9 protein-coding genes are annotated in these 16,959 nt (G+C 56.2%); all 9 read right to left on the reverse strand.

Going from position 1 to position 16,959, the window contains the following annotated elements; genetic code table 11:
• Positions 1-530: 530 nt before the first annotated feature.
• The 9 genes from CE168_RS06680 to CE168_RS06725 all read right to left on the reverse strand — a co-directional run bounded on the left by CE168_RS06680 (position 531) and on the right by CE168_RS06725 (position 16,778).
• On the reverse strand, positions 531-2,093 hold the full coding sequence (locus CE168_RS06680; RefSeq protein WP_099571682.1) for a DNA polymerase III subunit epsilon: 1,563 nt from the start codon (positions 2,091-2,093) through the stop codon (positions 531-533).
• Between the two features lie 572 nt (positions 2,094-2,665).
• A complete protein-coding gene (locus CE168_RS06690; RefSeq protein WP_099571684.1) occupies positions 2,666-3,322 on the reverse strand; it encodes a peptide deformylase in 657 nt (218 codons plus the stop codon).
• Positions 3,323-3,385: 63 nt separating this feature from the next.
• Positions 3,386-4,768, reverse strand: coding sequence for a phosphoglucosamine mutase (gene glmM, locus CE168_RS06695; protein WP_039199130.1), 1,383 nt, complete (start codon positions 4,766-4,768; stop codon positions 3,386-3,388).
• 274 nt (positions 4,769-5,042) lie between these two features.
• Positions 5,043-7,652, reverse strand: coding sequence for an aminopeptidase N (gene pepN / locus CE168_RS06700; protein WP_099571686.1), 2,610 nt, complete (start codon positions 7,650-7,652; stop codon positions 5,043-5,045).
• Positions 7,653-7,846: 194 nt separating this feature from the next.
• A complete protein-coding gene (locus CE168_RS06705; RefSeq protein ID WP_307976250.1) occupies positions 7,847-9,676 on the reverse strand; it encodes a ribonuclease J in 1,830 nt (609 codons plus the stop codon).
• Positions 9,677-10,167: 491 nt separating this feature from the next.
• Positions 10,168-11,073, reverse strand: coding sequence for a 4-hydroxy-tetrahydrodipicolinate synthase (dapA, locus tag CE168_RS06710; RefSeq protein ID WP_099571805.1), 906 nt, complete (start codon positions 11,071-11,073; stop codon positions 10,168-10,170).
• A gap of 340 nt (positions 11,074-11,413) precedes the next feature.
• On the reverse strand, positions 11,414-14,278 hold the full coding sequence (locus CE168_RS06715; protein WP_099571689.1) for a heavy metal translocating P-type ATPase: 2,865 nt from the start codon (positions 14,276-14,278) through the stop codon (positions 11,414-11,416).
• Between the two features lie 219 nt (positions 14,279-14,497).
• Positions 14,498-15,250, reverse strand: coding sequence for a 4-hydroxy-tetrahydrodipicolinate reductase (gene dapB, locus CE168_RS06720; RefSeq protein ID WP_099571691.1), 753 nt, complete (start codon positions 15,248-15,250; stop codon positions 14,498-14,500).
• A 163-nt stretch (positions 15,251-15,413) separates the two neighbouring features.
• Complete coding sequence (locus tag CE168_RS06725; RefSeq protein ID WP_099571692.1) at positions 15,414-16,778, reverse strand: MFS transporter; 1,365 nt, start codon at positions 16,776-16,778, stop codon at positions 15,414-15,416.
• Positions 16,779-16,959 lie beyond the last annotated feature (181 nt).

Here is a 16,959-nt window from a genome sequence, read left to right on the forward strand (position 1 = left end):
GACTGGCAATCATTGACTATAAAGAAGTAGTACAAATACGCTTTTGAGTTCTCAAACCACCACCACTCACCCACCTCAAGGAACCCCAGCCGGGGAACCACTCGCTGAGCGGCAGCAAGAGATAAACCTACAGCACAACGGCCGGCAACGCAAATCGGACATCCACGAACACCACGAAAACCATTGCAAACACTGGACTCCACCGGCGTGTCGAAAACACGGGAAAAGCAGGCAAGGAACACCATCGCGCGGCAAAAGACCGTCGGAAAAACCTCAAAACACCTCACCGCAAGCCAACACCCGGGCGTGTCGCAACCGCAGTGAGTGAATGAGCGTGGTCGAAGGACAAATACACGACATCCAGCGGGCAAGACATCCAGCGGGGAAACAACACGACTACGCGTGGCACACATTCAGCAGCGTCAATTCGCCCATCCAACTTGCGCTACGGCATCCAACTTGCGTTGCGCCATCCAGCTTGTGTCTTGCCGCCCAACTTGCGAGACACTCCGCCCACCAGCACCTACCGTCTACCAACGCTTGCCGCACCGTTTGCCGCCATTGCCTGGCCTACCGGCCGCGCTCCATGGCCCACGCCCCTCGGCATGCAGCGCACCAAGATGATGCTTCATGGCGACCAGCATGATATGCGCATCTTCCAAGCCAAGATGCCGCTCGCTTTGGGAAGCGTCCAACGCGCCCTGGCGTTTGGCATACGCATCCAACGTGTTATTGCCATACGGATGCTCATCATCGGGAATCGACCCCTCATCCCAACGACGGCTCATCGGCAACGTGTCGATGATCGTAATATTGCCGGCACGATAGCTTTCCGCATATCCGGCGACGTTCAACATAAAAAAGCTGTGCTCGAACCGGGCGTTGTGCGCAACGTACGGCTGCTGTTCAAGCCGTTGCAGCAATCCGACCTGCGCTTCGGGCCATTCGTCAAACAAGCGAAAGTCAGTGCCGGCGCGATCGCGTACATCAATACCAGTAAGGTCGAGGATCAAAGGATTGCCGAGCAGCGCGTTCTGTGCAGGCACTCCGAAGGAAAGACGCGCCTGACCGTACGCGTCGCCGGCCTCGTAATAGCCCTGTTCGTAGCAGTAGCCCGAAGGCTCACCGGCCGGACGCGGCGAGATCATGTTCATGAATTCGAACCCGGCGTCGATGATATACACGCGGGCCGGATCCGTGCCTGTGGTTTCAATATCAATGCCCATCACCGTGTCGAGGTCACGGCCAGGGAGGTAGGCGTCACGCCAATCCGACTTTTTGTAATCCGCCAAACGTCGAGCTTGCGCGGCCTCCGCCGAGTCAGCGGAACTTTCAAAAGAACCAAAAGAACCGACTGCACCCGTGCCAGTAGAGTCACGGTCCCCATAATCGAATACACGCGAACCTCCCGGACTCGTCACCCCGCTCAAGTTCGCGCGCGACATGGCGTAATCGCTGGCACGCTTCTGCTCACGCTCTGCGGCACGCCGTTCGGCACGACCATTGACGATCTGTGAGGTGCGATCCTGAATATCGTCGAGATTCACACGGTTGCCCGCTCCGGCAACAGGCTGTAGCACGGGCACCGTCACCCGTTCCCGGCGTTCTTCGGCAATAGTCCACAAGCCCATCGCAACGCCAATCCGACGCAACATGGCAATTTCGTCACACAACCGACGGTTCGCATATGCGAGCGCGCGAGGCAAACGGTAAGAAGCGATCAAACGGTCGAAATCCGTCATGAAAGCGGTGTTGCATTGCGAGATGATGGATTCGAGACGGTCTCGCACCGTCAGATCCTTTTTCAGCAGATTATGCAGCTGTTGGGCGGATAATGCCGAATCCTGCATGGAATCCGTTATTTCCGGAGTCGGCAAAAGTGCGGTATCGGCGGCGTCCAAAACGGCAATCAGGTCGATGTCTTGGCTTTGCGCGGCTCCAATGCCGTGTTCCAAGTCGAGGGATGCGACCCACTGCCAGTCGATAAGCTGGTTGTCGGCATTTTTCGGCATCGATGCCGACCATTGGTTGATGTCTTGCTTGGCTTCAGTAAGCCAGGAACGGCCCGTCTTTGCTTCGTTCATACTTTGCATGGTAGCCGAGAGGGGGTGCAGTACACGTCGACGCCCACGAAAAACATGCTACTTCTCGGATAGCGCAATCTCCTTTTTTCAAGATTCGAAAGCGTATCTTAAATTCGTTTATTCCGCAGAATTCAATACAGGAAAGAAACTAATGTTGCGAAAAACTATTATGTTCACCAAAAATACCTTGTTTGACTGTGTCCATGCGCGTTGCGCGCGTAGTACGACGTCGCGTACGAAATCGTTTCGCCATGATGATGACGCAGATGGTGCTGGAAATATCACGCGATATAACGCTGCGAAAGATAATCTTGCGAAATGCAAACATGGTTACGTGCATACGTGCGTGTGCCGTGGGGAATACGATGCGTGCGCGCATTACACGGGACATACAAACGATGGCATGACGAAAAAATGATGGCATAACGAAAAAAAGGGAGAGGCTCGTAGGCCTCTCCCCCTTGTTAGGTATTCACGGATTTCCGCAACGATCGGATTTGTAACAACCGGATTCCGTGTTGATTGGATTCCGCAATGCCTTTGCCGCACATTATGCGCTTACAACGGCGCTTACCCCTAAGTTACAGTTCGAATCCGAGTTCGGCTGCGGCTTCGTTAGGAACCGGATCGTCGCACCAGAAATCCTCAAGATTCTCGTTGGTGACGAGGCTGCGGATTTCCGCCTTGTCGATATACAGTTCGCCGCTTAAATGGTCGGTTTCGTGCTGGAAGATGCGGGCTGGCCAACCATGCAGATGCTCCTCATGCTGTTTGCCGTCTTCATCTTGCCAGCGGGCGGTGATGTCAAGCCAGCGCTTGCGTACCGCCTGATAGCCGTCGAAGCTCAGGCAGCCTTCGTAGAAGCTGCGGGTTTCGGTGCCGATCGGCTCATAGCTGGGGTTGATGATGACATGGAACGGGAATTCGGCCGCTTCACGCGGATCATCGTCATCGTCGTCACGCACATGGTCTTCCACCACGGCGAGGGCCAGTCCAAGACCGATCTGGGTTGCGGCGAGGCCCACGCCCGGCGCTTCGATCATGGTGACGCGCATGGTTTCGATGAGTTTGTCGAGCGTTTTGCGGCTCAGCTGGCCTTCGTAGGCCGCGGTCTGCTGGCGCAGTACCGGTTCGCCTGCTTGCACGATGGGGAGCAGTTGTTCCTTGCCGCCGGTTTTTATGAGTTTTTCAACCTCGCGGTTGAGTTCGAGGTTGACTTTCGAATTGCGTCCAAACATGGGTTTCCTTCGCGTATTGGTTCAGGATTTTGGATTGCCGAATGATGTGTATCGGCAGTGTGGTTACAGGGCGAGTTCTTCGGCTACGACTTTGGCGAGACGGTCGCAGACCTCGTCGGCCTGCTGTTGGGTTTCCGCTTCGGCCATGACGCGCACGAGCGGTTCGGTGCCGGATGGGCGCAATAGCACGCGGCCGGTGTCACCGAGCATTTTCTCTTCGCGTTCGACGGCCGCCTGCACTTTGGCATTGGTTTTAGCCGCGAGCTTGTCGACGTTCGGCACGTTGATGAGGGTTTGCGGCAGTTGCGGGAAGTCGGATGCGAGTTCTTTGAGGCTTTTGCCGGAGTTGACCACTTCGTTGCATAGGGTCAATGCTGTGAGGGTGCCGTCGCCGGTGGTGGCGAATTCGCGGTTGATCACGTGTCCGGACTGTTCGCCGCCGAGCGAATAGTCGCCGCGCAGCATTTCTTCAAGCACGTAACGGTCGCCCACGCCGGTTTGCACGGTTTTGATGCCCATGGAACGCAGGGCGAGTTTCAGGCCGAGGTTGCTCATCACGGTTACCACGAGGGTGTCATGGTTGAGCTTGCCCGCGTTCTTCTTGGCGCGTGCGAGAATGCCCATGATTTGATCGCCGTTGACCATGGTGCCGTCTTCGTCCACGGCGAGGCAACGGTCGGCGTCACCGTCGAAGGCCACACCTAGATCGGCGCCGGAAGCCTTGACCATGGCCTGCAGCTGTTCGGGGTGTGTGGATCCGGCGTTCTTGTTGATGTTGTAGCCATCTGGCGAAGCGTTGATTACGATCACGTCTGCTCCGGCGCGGCGCAACGCTTCCGGCGCGACCACGGAGGTGGCGCCGTTGGCGCAGTCAGCCACGACTTTCAATCCTTTCAGCGGTGTCGGCTGGGACTTGTCGGGTCCGATGGGAGCGATGGTGGACACCAGATGGTCGATATACAGGTTGGTTGCGGTTGCCGTGTCGTGGCTGATGCGGCCCACGCCGGCACCGGTCGGGCGTTCCCAATCCTGGCCGAGCACGCTTTCGATTTCGTCTTCTTTGGTGTCAGGCAATTTGAATCCGCCACGTGCGAAGAATTTGATGCCGTTGTCGGGCATGGGATTGTGGGATGCGGAAATCACGGCACCCATTTCCACGTTCAGCACGGAAGTCAGGTATGCGACACCCGGAGTCGGAATAATGCCCGCGTCGATCACGTCGAATCCGCCTGCGGACATGCCTGCGGACAGTGCTGCCGCAAGAAAATCGCCGGAAACGCGAGTATCACGGCCGACCAGTGCACGGCGACGACCGTCGAATTCGCTTTTGCCTTCGTCATCGCCAAGCACACGCACTGCAGCATCGCCCAAATCCAACGCAAGCTGTGCGGTCAAAGCCCTATTCGCCAATCCTCGAACACCGTCTGTTCCGAACATACGTGGCATGAGTCTCAAGTCCTCGCTATCTCAAATTATATTGCCGTGCACCATCGTACTCAACGGGTTCACCATTCAACGAAATAGTCGACAACATGTTGCGATACCTGCATACTGCAACATGGGACCGGCCTTTGTTTGGGATGGCTTGTCTGGAAGCAAACAAGCCCGGACTGGCAGCGAGATAAGTCACGCCGCCAGTCCGGGCTTATGATGCGATATCACAGAGTGATATCAAAAGTAGCTACTAAAAACAGCTACTGCAGTGGTATCAGGAACGGCATCAGAGGGACGCGTTGAAATCGCGCACCTTGAGCGTGCGATGCGACGATTCAACATTGCCGCGCACAATGCGCTGCAACGCGTTGTCGGCGTCCGCATGTGAAGCCAGCCAAGCATCACCGAGCTCCACCAGCGTGGCCGGATCGGCATAGCTCGGGTACAGGCCTTCCAGCAGAGCCTCAGCCATGTGGAAGGTCTTGTTCTTCCAAATCCAGTCGGCAACCTCGAAATACTTGGCCGCATAAGGTTCAGCCAAATCGACACGTGGAGTGGATGCAAAGCCGCGGGCCACGGATTCCAACTGCATGTTGGTCAGCTCGTCGTTGTGCAAAGCCTCGTTCCAAGCCCATTCCTTGGCTTCCGCAATGCCTGCGACCGCACGTGCACCCAATGCGAACTCACGGTTCTCAGTGGTTTCACGCTTGGCAAGTTCCGCGTCGATGTCGCTCTGGCCGATGGCGTTGATCGTGCTCAACGCGTTGATGATGGTCCAACGGAAATTATTGTCGATTTCCAAGCCGTCAAGCTTCACGGAACCATCGAGCAGACCCTTCGCATTTGCTTCGAACGCAGCATCGCCCGGCTCACCATAACCCAGATAGGCGGTGATCAGCTGGAACTGCTCGTCGGAACCGGCTTCGGCATCCTGAGCCAGTTTGAACAGTTCGGCAGCCACATGCTCCACCACTTCGGCACGGTCGGCCGGAGCGGTGTAATGCCATGCGGTGGTGCTGATCTGCGCCAAAGCGTAACGGAACGTGGTGGACTCATGTTCCGTGGCGAGCGCAGCCAAAGAGGTTTCGATGAACTGCTTTGCCGGCAATTCGCCGTCACGAGTCATATCCCAGAAGGCAAGCCAAATCACGGAACGAGCCAACGCATCGTCGAAACGATACAGGTTCTCCGCAGCGAACTTGAGGCTCTTCTCATCGAAGCGCAGCTTCGTGTATGTCAAATCGTCGTCATTCACCAAAATCAGCGACGGGCGTGCCTTGCCGGCAGCCGCTTCGACAATCGTCAGTTCGCCGTCAACATCAAGTTCGAACTGGTCGGTACGCACGATCTTGCCGGTTTCCGGATCCTCATTGTAGAAGCCGACAGCCAAACGATGCGCGCGCAGCACCGGATGCTCAGCCGAAGCGGACTGGCGCAACGCAAGCTGGCGAATCGTACCATCCTCGTTTTCCTCAACTTCGGTGGCGATGGTGTTGATGCCGGACTGTTCAAGCCACTGGGCGCTCCACGCCTTGAGATCGCGTCCGGACGTCAGCTCGAGTTCGGCCAGCAGATCGGCGAGCGTAGCGTTGGAGTACGCATGCTTGTTCAAATAGTTGTTGATGCCCTTGAAGAACTTCTCACGCCCCACATAGAACACGAGCTGCTTCAACACGGAAGCGCCCTTGGCGTAGGTAATGCCGTCGAAGTTGACATACGTGTCGTTCAGATCGTTGATCGGCGCGACGATCGGATGGGTGGTGCTCAGCTGATCCTGGCGAAGTGCCCAGCTCTTTTCACCGGAGCTGAACGTGGCCCAAGCGTCCTTCCATTCCGTGGCTTCGGCAGTGGCAAGGGTGGACGTGAACTCAGCGAAAGACTCGTTAAGCCACAAGTCGTTCCACCACTTCATGGTCACGTAATCACCGAACCACATGTGTGCAAGCTCGTGCAGCACGGTGACGACGCGGCGCTCGGCATACGCGTCGGTGACCTTCGATTCGAACACGTACTGGTCGCGGATGGTGACCATGCCAATGTTCTCCATAGCGCCGGCATTGTATTCCGGCACGTAGATCTGGTCGTACTTGGCGTACGGGTATGGCACGCCCCAAGTCTTCGCATAGAAGGCAAAACCCTTCTTGGTGATGTCGAACAGGTAGTCGACATCCTTGGCGAACGCTTCGGCGAGCGCCTGACGGCAGTACATGGCCATCGGCACGGTGCGGCCGTCTTCGTTGGCGTATTCGGTATGCCATTCGGCGTATGGGCCTGCGCAGATGGCGGTGAGGTAGGAGCTCATGGTCGGCGTGGATTCGAACACCCACAGCTTGGTGGTTTCGGCTTCATGCGTGCCGAGCGTGCCTTCTTCGGTAACGGTTTCGTTGTCGGTTACGGAGGCGGCGGGCATGTTGGAGGTGACGATCCATGACTTGGCTGCGAGCACGGAAAAGTCGAACACGGCCTTGATATCGGGCTGGTCGAACACGGCGTACACGCGGCGAGCATCCGGCACTTCGAACTGGGAATACAGGTAGATGTTGCCGTCGGACGGGTCGACGCTGCGGTGCAGGCCTTCACCAGTGTTGGAATACTGGCACAGCGCCTTGACGGTCACTTCGTTGTGCGCTTCGAGGTTCTTCAGTTCGATACGGCTGTCGGCGAACGCTTCGGCCGGATCGAGAGTTGCGCCGTTGAGCACGATTTCGCTCACTTCGGTGGCGATCAGGTCAAGGAAGCTGGTAGCTCCCGGCTCAGCGTCGAACGTGATGGTGGTTTCGGAACCGAAATTCTTAGCTCCACGGGTCAGATCAAGTTTGACCGTGTAATGAACCGGTGCTGCGATAACGCTTTTGCGTTCTTCCGCTTCGATTCGGGTGAGATTTGCTCCTGGCATGTCACTCCTTTTTTATTGTGAAATTCCTATTTATGGAATAGGAGACGGCGCAACCGGTTGTGCCGGTTACGCCGTCCTTCTTTTGATTATGTAATCAACAATTATTGACGATCTGTCGATATTTCAATATTATTCCAATATTAATTTCACCGAAATCAGCGATATTGCGAAAATATTGACTATCTATCGATTCATCATTGCGCTGCATTCAATCCCATCGCTTCGTCAACATCCTGCGCGATATCGGCAACGACCGGAACGATCATAGGCTTGCGATGCAGCTGACGTGCGACCCAGCTACCCAACGTACGACGCATGATTTGCTGAAGCTTGTACGTATCGTGCGTGCCAGTCATCATCGCATCCTGCAATTGCTCGACGATCTGATGACGGACCTTGTCGAATTCGCTCTCGTCTTCGGCAACCGCGTTGAGATAGATCTTCGGGCCGGCGACAACGTCAGCCGTTTCCGTATCGACAACAACGAAGCTCGACACGAAACCTTCCGTGCCAAGAATACGACGCTTCTCAAGCTCTTCCTCGGTAAGTTCACCAACGGAATCGCCGTCAACGTACACGTAACCGCATGGCACGGAACCGACAACGGCAGCCTGGCCGTGGTACAAATCGACCACATCGCCGTCTTCAGCAAGCACCACGTTCTGCGGATCGACACCCGTCTTAACCGCGATCATGCCGTTCGCCACCAGATGGCGGTTCTCACCATGAATCGGCATGGCGCACTTCGGCTTGACGATGTTGTACATGTACAGCAGTTCGCCCTCATTGCAGTGGCCGGACACATGTACGGCGGCATTGTCTCGATTGACCACGCGGGCACCAAGCTGCACCAGCTTGTTGATGATCTTGTACACGCCATGCTCGTTGCCTGGAATCAGGGAGCTCGCAAGAATGACCGTGTCGAATTCGTTGATGGTGATGTCGCGATGGTTGCCGTCGGCGATGCGGCCAAGTGCGGCCATCGGTTCGCCCTGGGAGCCAGTGCACATGTAGACGAGCTTATCGTCTTGCACGTCATGAGCCTTCTTCAGGTCGATGACCGTGTCTTCAGGAAGCCTCAAGTAGCCTAAATCCGCAGCAATGGACATGTTGCGGACCATGGAACGGCCCACGAACACCACCTTGCGGCCATACTTGTGAGCGGCATCAACAACCTGCTGCACGCGGTGCACATGGCTGGAGAAGCTGGCCACGATGATCTTGCGCGTAGCTTGGGCGAACGCCTGATCAAGCGCTGGACCAATGGTGGTTTCCGGCTTGACAAAGCCCGGAACCTCAGCGTTGGTGGAATCCATCATCAGCAGATCCACGCCCTTTTCACCAAGCTTGCCGAACTCTACCAAATCGGTGATGCGATGGTCGAGCGGCAGCTGATCGAGCTTGATATCGCCGGTATCGATGAGGCTTCCGGCCGGAGTCTGCACAAACACAGCCAGAGCGTCCGGAATGGAATGCGTGACGTTCACAAACTCAAGATTGAACGGACCAACCTTCAGCTTGTCGCGCCCCTTGACCTCAACCAGTCGCGGATTGATGCGATGCTCATTGCACTTGGCTTCAACGAAAGCCAACGTGAGTTTGGAACCGATCAGCGGAATATCAGGGCGAAGCTTCAGCAGGTACGGCACGCCGCCAATATGATCCTCGTGGCCGTGAGTGAGCACCAGAGCCTCGACCTTGTCGAGTCGATCCTTGATGTAATGGAAGTCAGGCAGGATCAAATCAACACCCGGCTGCTCCTCTTCAGGGAAAAGCACACCGCAGTCGATGAGCAGCAGGTGGCCGTTGTATTCGACCACGTTCATGTTGCGGCCGATTTCGCCAAGGCCGCCAAGGGGCACGATACGCATGGAACCCTTGCGGTACTTCGGCGGAGCGATCAACACGTCATCCTGCTGGGGTGCGGTGGTCTGCGGGGCAAGACGGGAATTGCGGCGGCTACCGGCGGAAGAGCTTGCCGCATTGGAATTCTTGGAGTTCCTAGAAGTCCTGGCGCTTTTCACATTCTTGACGTTCTTCACGCTCTTCGTGCCCTTGGAGGAACCGCTGCCATTGCCGCGGGAACCGCCACGGGCGGAACCGGACGCATCGCCAGCGCGAGTGCCACGACCACCGCTACGGCTAGAAGACTTCGTCTTCTTGGAAGTCGTTTCGGCCTTGTTGGGCTTCTCGGAGCTCACAGACTTCGCGGATTTCACATCCGAGGTCTGGGGGTTTTCAGTGCGCTTGGCAGCTTTGCTGCCGCGCTTGTGCGTAGTCACTGTTTTGGTTTCTTCTATAGCCATTTCCTAGTTGGATTTCTATTACTAATTGTCTCCGCCTGTGCGGAAACGAGGAATTCAGTAGGTTTGCCGCATTACGGCAAACGTATTACGGCAAACCGGTAGTCGCAATGCTTGCCGTAATCGTCGAGATTGATCACCATGATTGCTGTAATCGCCATTGCACATCAGTGCTGCAAACATCGCTGCTGCAGGTATGGCAATAATCGCAATCACAGCAAGCCGGAAGCGCGCATGCCATCCTCCGCGCGCTTAATCTCAGCTTCGTCCGGACCGACGTTCGGCAAACGCATCGTCGTGGAATCGAGAATGCCACGCACCTTCAGCGACGCCTTCGCCATAACAGCTTGGAAGCCGCTTCCATTCATCGCTTCGACCAGCGGGGCAAGCTGCACGGCAATGCGCTGCGCCTCATGAATGTCACCGCGATCGAACGCAGCAGCCAAATCACGCATCGGACCGGATGCGGCATGCGCGATCACGGAAATAATGCCGACCGCACCAACCGAAAGGAATGGCAGGAACAGGCCGTCATCGCCCGAATACCAAGTCAAACCGGTTTCCATACGCTTACGCACGGCACCCGCGATATCTCCGGTGGCGTCCTTGACTGCCTTGACATGATCAAGTTCAGACAAACGACGGTATGTTTCCAACTGAATATGCAAACCGGTACGGCCAGGCACATCGTAAACGATAATCGGCTTGTCGGCGGAATCATTGACCGCCTTGTAGTGGCGGAACACGCCCTCCTGCGACGGGCGCGAATAATACGGAGCAACCACAAGCACCGCATCGGCGCCCGCCTCCTGGGTCTGCTCCACCATGCGCACGGTGTGGGCGGTATCGTTGGAACCCGCGCCGGAAATAACGGGAACGCTCACCACATCTTTGACGGCCTGAACCAGCTCGACCTTCTCCTCCATGTGGGTGGTGGGAGACTCGCCCGTGGTGCCATTGACCACAAGGCCATCGGCGCCATCGGCAACAAGCTGCTTCGCAAGCTTCTGCGCGGCCTCGAAATCAACGGAACCGTCGGCCTTCATAGGGGTGACCATGGCCGGAAGAATACGTCCGAAAGGAGCAGGATCAAGAAGATGCATAGTACCGTCAGTCATAGTGTCAACGGTACTTCCCGCCACGGACGCCGAAGCATTCACGTTCGTGACCATACCGCAATATGAACTGCCTCACCGAGACCAAAATCCCCCAGTCACTGGAAGAATCCTCCCGCTGCCAAGCCTCCCACAGTCCAAAAACTCCCAGTCACTGGAAGAATCGGTACGCTCAACAACCTCCCACAGTCCAAAATCGCCCAGTCACTGGAACAATCGGTACGCTTAGCCGCATACTCAGGCGGATTCAATCCAAATGACCTCACGACTTTGCTTTCCTGACCGCACAATACTCCAAACAGTGCGGCCAGAAAGAGGGAAACGTGCGGCCACCAGAACAAACTCAGTCGAGGTATTGGGTGGGGTTCTGCTCGAACTTGGCGGCGCAGCCCGGATTGCAGAAGTAGTAGGCGGTGCCGTTGTATTCGCGGGTTGCAGCGGCAGTGGCCGGATCCACGCTCATGCCGCAGACCGGATCCTTGGCGAGCGCGCTCTGATTGTCGTTGGCAGCATGGCCGCCACAGCAAGAGTGCATGCCTTCCATACTCTCGTGGGCGTTTTCCTTCTTGGCTTTGTGATCACTGAACAGTCCCATGATGAATCCTTTCTGACTGTGGTTGTTGTGATTATTATCGTTCGGGTTCGGCTGACGAACCTGATACGTCTTACGAAGCGCCTTGTCTGGATCGAACAGGCGCAGTCGGCTCGCGTTCGTTACCACGCATAGCGACGAGAATGCCATGGCCGCGCCCGCAATCATCGGATTAAGCATCATGCCGGTGAACGGGTACAGTACGCCCGCCGCAATGGAAATGCCGACGCTGTTATAGCCGAGCGCAAATCCAAGATTTTGCGCGATATTGCGCATGGTGGCGCGGGTCAAGTCGAGCGCATGCACCAAACCCATCAGCGAGCCATTCATCAATGTCACGTCCGCGGACTGGATCGCCACATCCGTGCCCGTTCCAATGGCGAATCCCACATTCGCGCGGGCAAGCGCCGGAGCATCGTTGATACCGTCGCCCACCATCGCCACCGTATAGCCTTGCGCCTGCAGTTTTGCGATTTCGTCCGCCTTGTTTTCCGGTCGCACTCCAGCGATCACATTGCTGACGCCAACTTGATTTGCCACGGCATGTGCCGTCGTTTCGTTGTCTCCGGTGAGCATCACCACGTTGACGCCATGTGATTTCAAGGCTGCGATAGCCTGCTGCGAATCGGCTTTCACCGTATCCGCAACGGCCACGATTCCCGCAAGCTCGCCGTCGATCGCTGCAAGCATCGGCGTTTTCCCCTCCGCCGACAGCCGTTCCATAGTCTCGATAATGTCATCGAGATCCTCATCGCCGACGCTCGGCATGGCCACGTCAAGATCGTCGATCAGATCAGTATTGCCAACAGCGACACTATGTGACGCGACATGCGCAGTGACTCCCTGCCCGGAAATCGCATGGAATTGCGTTGCCTCACCTAACGTAAGATGCTTCTCTTGCGCGCCTGCAACGATCGCGGCGGCAAGAGGATGTTCGGAATCCCGTTCGGCACTAGCTGTGATCGCCAGCAAATCATCTGTCATTTCACGCCATTTTCCAAGCGGAAGCACGTCGGTCAACGACGGTTTGCCAGCGGTGATCGTACCTGTTTTGTCAAGTACGACAGCATTGATTTTGCCACACGTCTCCAGCGCTTCGGCGGAACGAATCAGCACGCCCATTTGCGCGGCGCGACCGGTCGAAACCGTTACGGAAAGCGGTGTGGCAAGACCCAATGCGCACGGGCATGCGATCAGAAGCACCGAAACCGCCGCCACCAGCGCATGCACCACGCGCGGTTCCGGCCCGAACGCAAACCACAATGCGCACGACCATACGGAGATCAGCACCACAATCGGCACGAAAATACCGGAAATCTTATCCGCCATGCGCTGTACCGGAGCTTTGGAACTTTGCGCGGATTGCACCAATCCAATGATCTGCGCGAGCACCGTGTCTTTGCCGACTTTTGTGGCACGATACCGCAACGATCCGGTACCGTTGATCGTGGCACCGGTCACACTGCTGCCAGCCTGCTTCAGCACCGGCATGGATTCGCCGGTGATCATGGATTCGTCGACAGACGATGAACCGGAAATAACCGTGCCGTCAACGGGAAGTTGTTCTCCCGGACGAATCGCAATAATATCTCCGGCCAACACCTGATCGACCGGAATTTCCTCTTCGATTTCATTGCGCACCACGCGAGCGGTTTTCGGCTGCAGTTTCACCAATGCACGCATGGCTTCTCCCGTACCGACGCGGGCGCGCGCTTCAAGCAATTGCCCGACCAGCATCAGCGTGATGACCACACCAACCGCTTCAAAATACGGTTCTCGAGCATTCTCAGGCAGAATCTGAGGCACAAACGTGACCACACACGAGTAAGCAAACGCGAATACCGTACCCAAACTGACCAATGCGTTCATTTCCGGAGAACGGTGAATGATCGCAGCGAAACCGCTACGGAAAATCGGCAGTGCGGCATAGCACATCACCGGCAGCATCAGTATGAACTGCACCCAATTCGGCATCGGATACAGCATCAACATCGTAGAAGCGAATACCGGAATCGTAACGATGGCAGACACAATAAGCCGCGTAATCAATGCTCGCATTTCACGAAATGCGGAAGACTCGTCTGAAGAATTAGCAGAAATAGAAGAAAAATCAGAAGAAGTATCAACGGATTCATGCGATGTTTCATCAACAGCGGTTTGTTGTGATTGCGCAGGAACATGAGATTCTGCATTATTCGGATTTTTTTCCGACGCTGAATGCTCGTCCTGCATTGCAGCATGATGCTTTCCCGGCAGCACACGTAACGTGCCATGCAGCATATTCATACCGCATGCAAAACCGTACTCCCCCGGCTCATCAGGATGAATCGTCAACGTCGTCGTACGGAAAGGAGGCAGCGCAAGGTCTACGCCGAAATCGGAAAACACCACATGCGACGAGCATTCGCCATCTTCCTTGCGATCGAAAATCAATCGCAAAGGCAAGCCAGCCTCGGCTTCGATGACCGCCGGACTGTACCCGCCTTTGACTTCGACGACCGCCTCTTGCACACCGTTGCCGACGCGGGCTCGGAACGCTTTGCGCGGCGCGAAAAAGAACCACAAAACGGCTGCCGTCACAGCCAATGCGACGATGATGGCGATCAGAGCCTGCATGTTTCACCGGTTTCCATATTGCATTCGTTTTCGATTCGGACAGTCACACTGTATACCAGCATTTGAGCTGATTGCCAAGAGTCAGCGCACAGCTTTATTACGTAGGCACAGATGTATTGCGTAGATATAAGACGATACAAATAATCCCCAAATCGCCGATGCTTGGAATAAGCCAACATCAGCCGGTTTGGGGACTATTTACCGTTCAACCGTAAGGATTTACAGGTCGAGGAAGTTGTCGAGGCCGACGGTCACGCCCGGATATGAACCGGTGGCGACCTTGCGTACGGCCAACAGCACGCCCGGCATGAAGGAAATGCGGTCGAAGCTGTCGGCACGAATGGTCAGCTGCTCGCCGTCGTTACCGAACAGGGCTTCCTCATGGGCATTAAGGCCACGTAGACGCACGGCGTGCACATGAATGCCGTCAACCACCTGGCCGCGGGAGCCGCCATCGGTTTCGGTGGCATCCGGAACAGGGCCAAGACCTGCGGCCTTACGAGCTGCGGCAATACCCTGCGCGGTATGGAATGCGGTGCCGGACGGAGCATCTACCTTGTTCGGGTGGTGCAGTTCGATCACTTCGGCGGATTCGAAGTACGGAGCCGCAACCTTGGCGAAATAGTCGGCGAGCACGGCGGAAATGGCGAAGTTCGGCGCAATGAACACGCTCTGGCCTTCGCGAGGCGCGGCAGCGAGCGCGGCACGCACCTGATCGAGCTTCTCTTCGGTCCAACCGGTGGTGCCCACCACCACATCAACGCCTTGCGCCACGAGTGCGAGCACATTGTCAAGAGACACGCTCGGCACGGTGAACTCCACCACCACGTCGGTGTTGTCGGGGGTAATCTGGGCGAGGTCGTCGCCAGCGTCAAGCGCGAGCGCCAGTTCGGTGTCGTCCGCGTTGTTCACAGCGTCGACCACGTGAGAACCCATGCGCCCTTTGGCGCCAACTACAGAAACCTTGATCATTGCAACTCCTTCAAGCGTTCTGGCTGCATCTATCTGCAACAGCTTTCTACGATTCCAACGAATCCAACAATAGAATACAATTGCCCGAACATAATCCTTACGATCATTTTCGGGCAATTTTTGGAATGCTTAATTCGCATAGTATCTATGAATCACAGATCATCTATGAATGTTGCGAAACACTTCGACGCGTGATCACCCAGCCGAGCAGGGCAAACGGAATCGAGGCGAGCACGAAAATCCATGGCAGCATCAGGCTCACGTCGGGCGTGGCGTGATCCAATATGATACCGGTGATCATCGAACCGAATGATGCGCCGACGGTTCCTGCGGTGCTCACCCAGGAAAGACCTTCGGTCAACGACTCTTCAGGAACGGTTTCCTTCATCACGAGGTTGCCCGATGCGAACACCGGCGAAACAGCCAGACCGGTGATAATTTCCATAATGCCCATTACGATCAGATTGCCTTGGCACAGGTGAATTACAAAGAAGCCGACGGTGATCATCGCGAGGAACATGATCATGTAACGCCAACGGGACCCTTTGAGCTCGAGCGTTCCGAAAACCAGCGCGCCCATGCATGAACCGACCGCTAGCATCGCCAGCTGCACGCCGAGCACGGAATCAAGATGCAACGATTTCATGACGGCCGTCATGGACGTGTCGAATGCGGTGAAACTCATGTTGAATATGATGAAAACCAGTAGCAACGGAATCACGCCAGCATAAGTGAATACGCTACGTTTCTTGCGATTGCCACTCGTCTTCAATTGCGCAATGGTCAGCCTGTCGCGCGGTGCGGAACCCGAATCGCCAGTATTGCTGGCATCGCCATCGATAGTCAATCGCACATCAGCATCGTCGGAAGAGGCCGAAACGACCTTGACTTCATGCACGACCGGCGGCTGCGTATCCTTCAATGTGAAGAAAATGGTACCGCCAAGGGCGCAGGCAATCGTTGGCACGAACAATTGCGAAACGGGGTGCACGGAAGCCGCAAGGAACGCTGCGAGAATCGGTCCGAAAATGAATACGATCTCATCGATGGCGGATTCCAGCGCGTATGCGGTGTTCAGCAGTTCGCCGTTGCCGGTGCGGTCGAGCACATACGCCCAGCGCGTACGCACGAGCGCGCCGAACGAGAATTGCGTAAGCCCCATCACCACAGCCAGCGCAAACAGCAGCGGGATCGGCACGCGCACCAATGCGGAGAACGCGAAACCAAGCATGGTGATGATTTGCACGACAAGCACCATCGAACCGACCTTGCGCTGTCCGAGTCGGTCGAACAGTCGCGCGTACAGTGGCGTGACCGCTGCGGTGGCGAGCACATACGCCGCGCTCATCACGCCCGCGATCGTCCAATTGTCGTACAGGTGGTTGAGTGCGAGAATAATGCCGAGGCCCATCATCGACATCGGCAGTCGCGCCAAAGCTCCGGAAGCGCAGAACGCTTTGGTTCCCGAAATGGAGAACAATACGGAATATGGCGACTTCGGGGTTTCGGTTGCGCTGGTGGCAGCCATGATTATCGCTCCTTAACTTTCGTTGCGTCCGGCACGTGTGCCCGCCCACACATGCTGCACGAGGGTAGCGGCGCTCCTCCACAACGCTGCCCGCAGTGCGTTACCCTACGGACAGGCTGGAAAGCGCCGCTTTCAACGATGATCAAGAACAAGCAGGATGCATACACGCATCTCTTGGCGC

This window comes from Bifidobacterium sp. N5G01 (genome assembly GCF_002742425.1).
Lineage (GTDB): Bacteria > Actinomycetota > Actinomycetes > Actinomycetales > Bifidobacteriaceae > Bifidobacterium > Bifidobacterium hominis.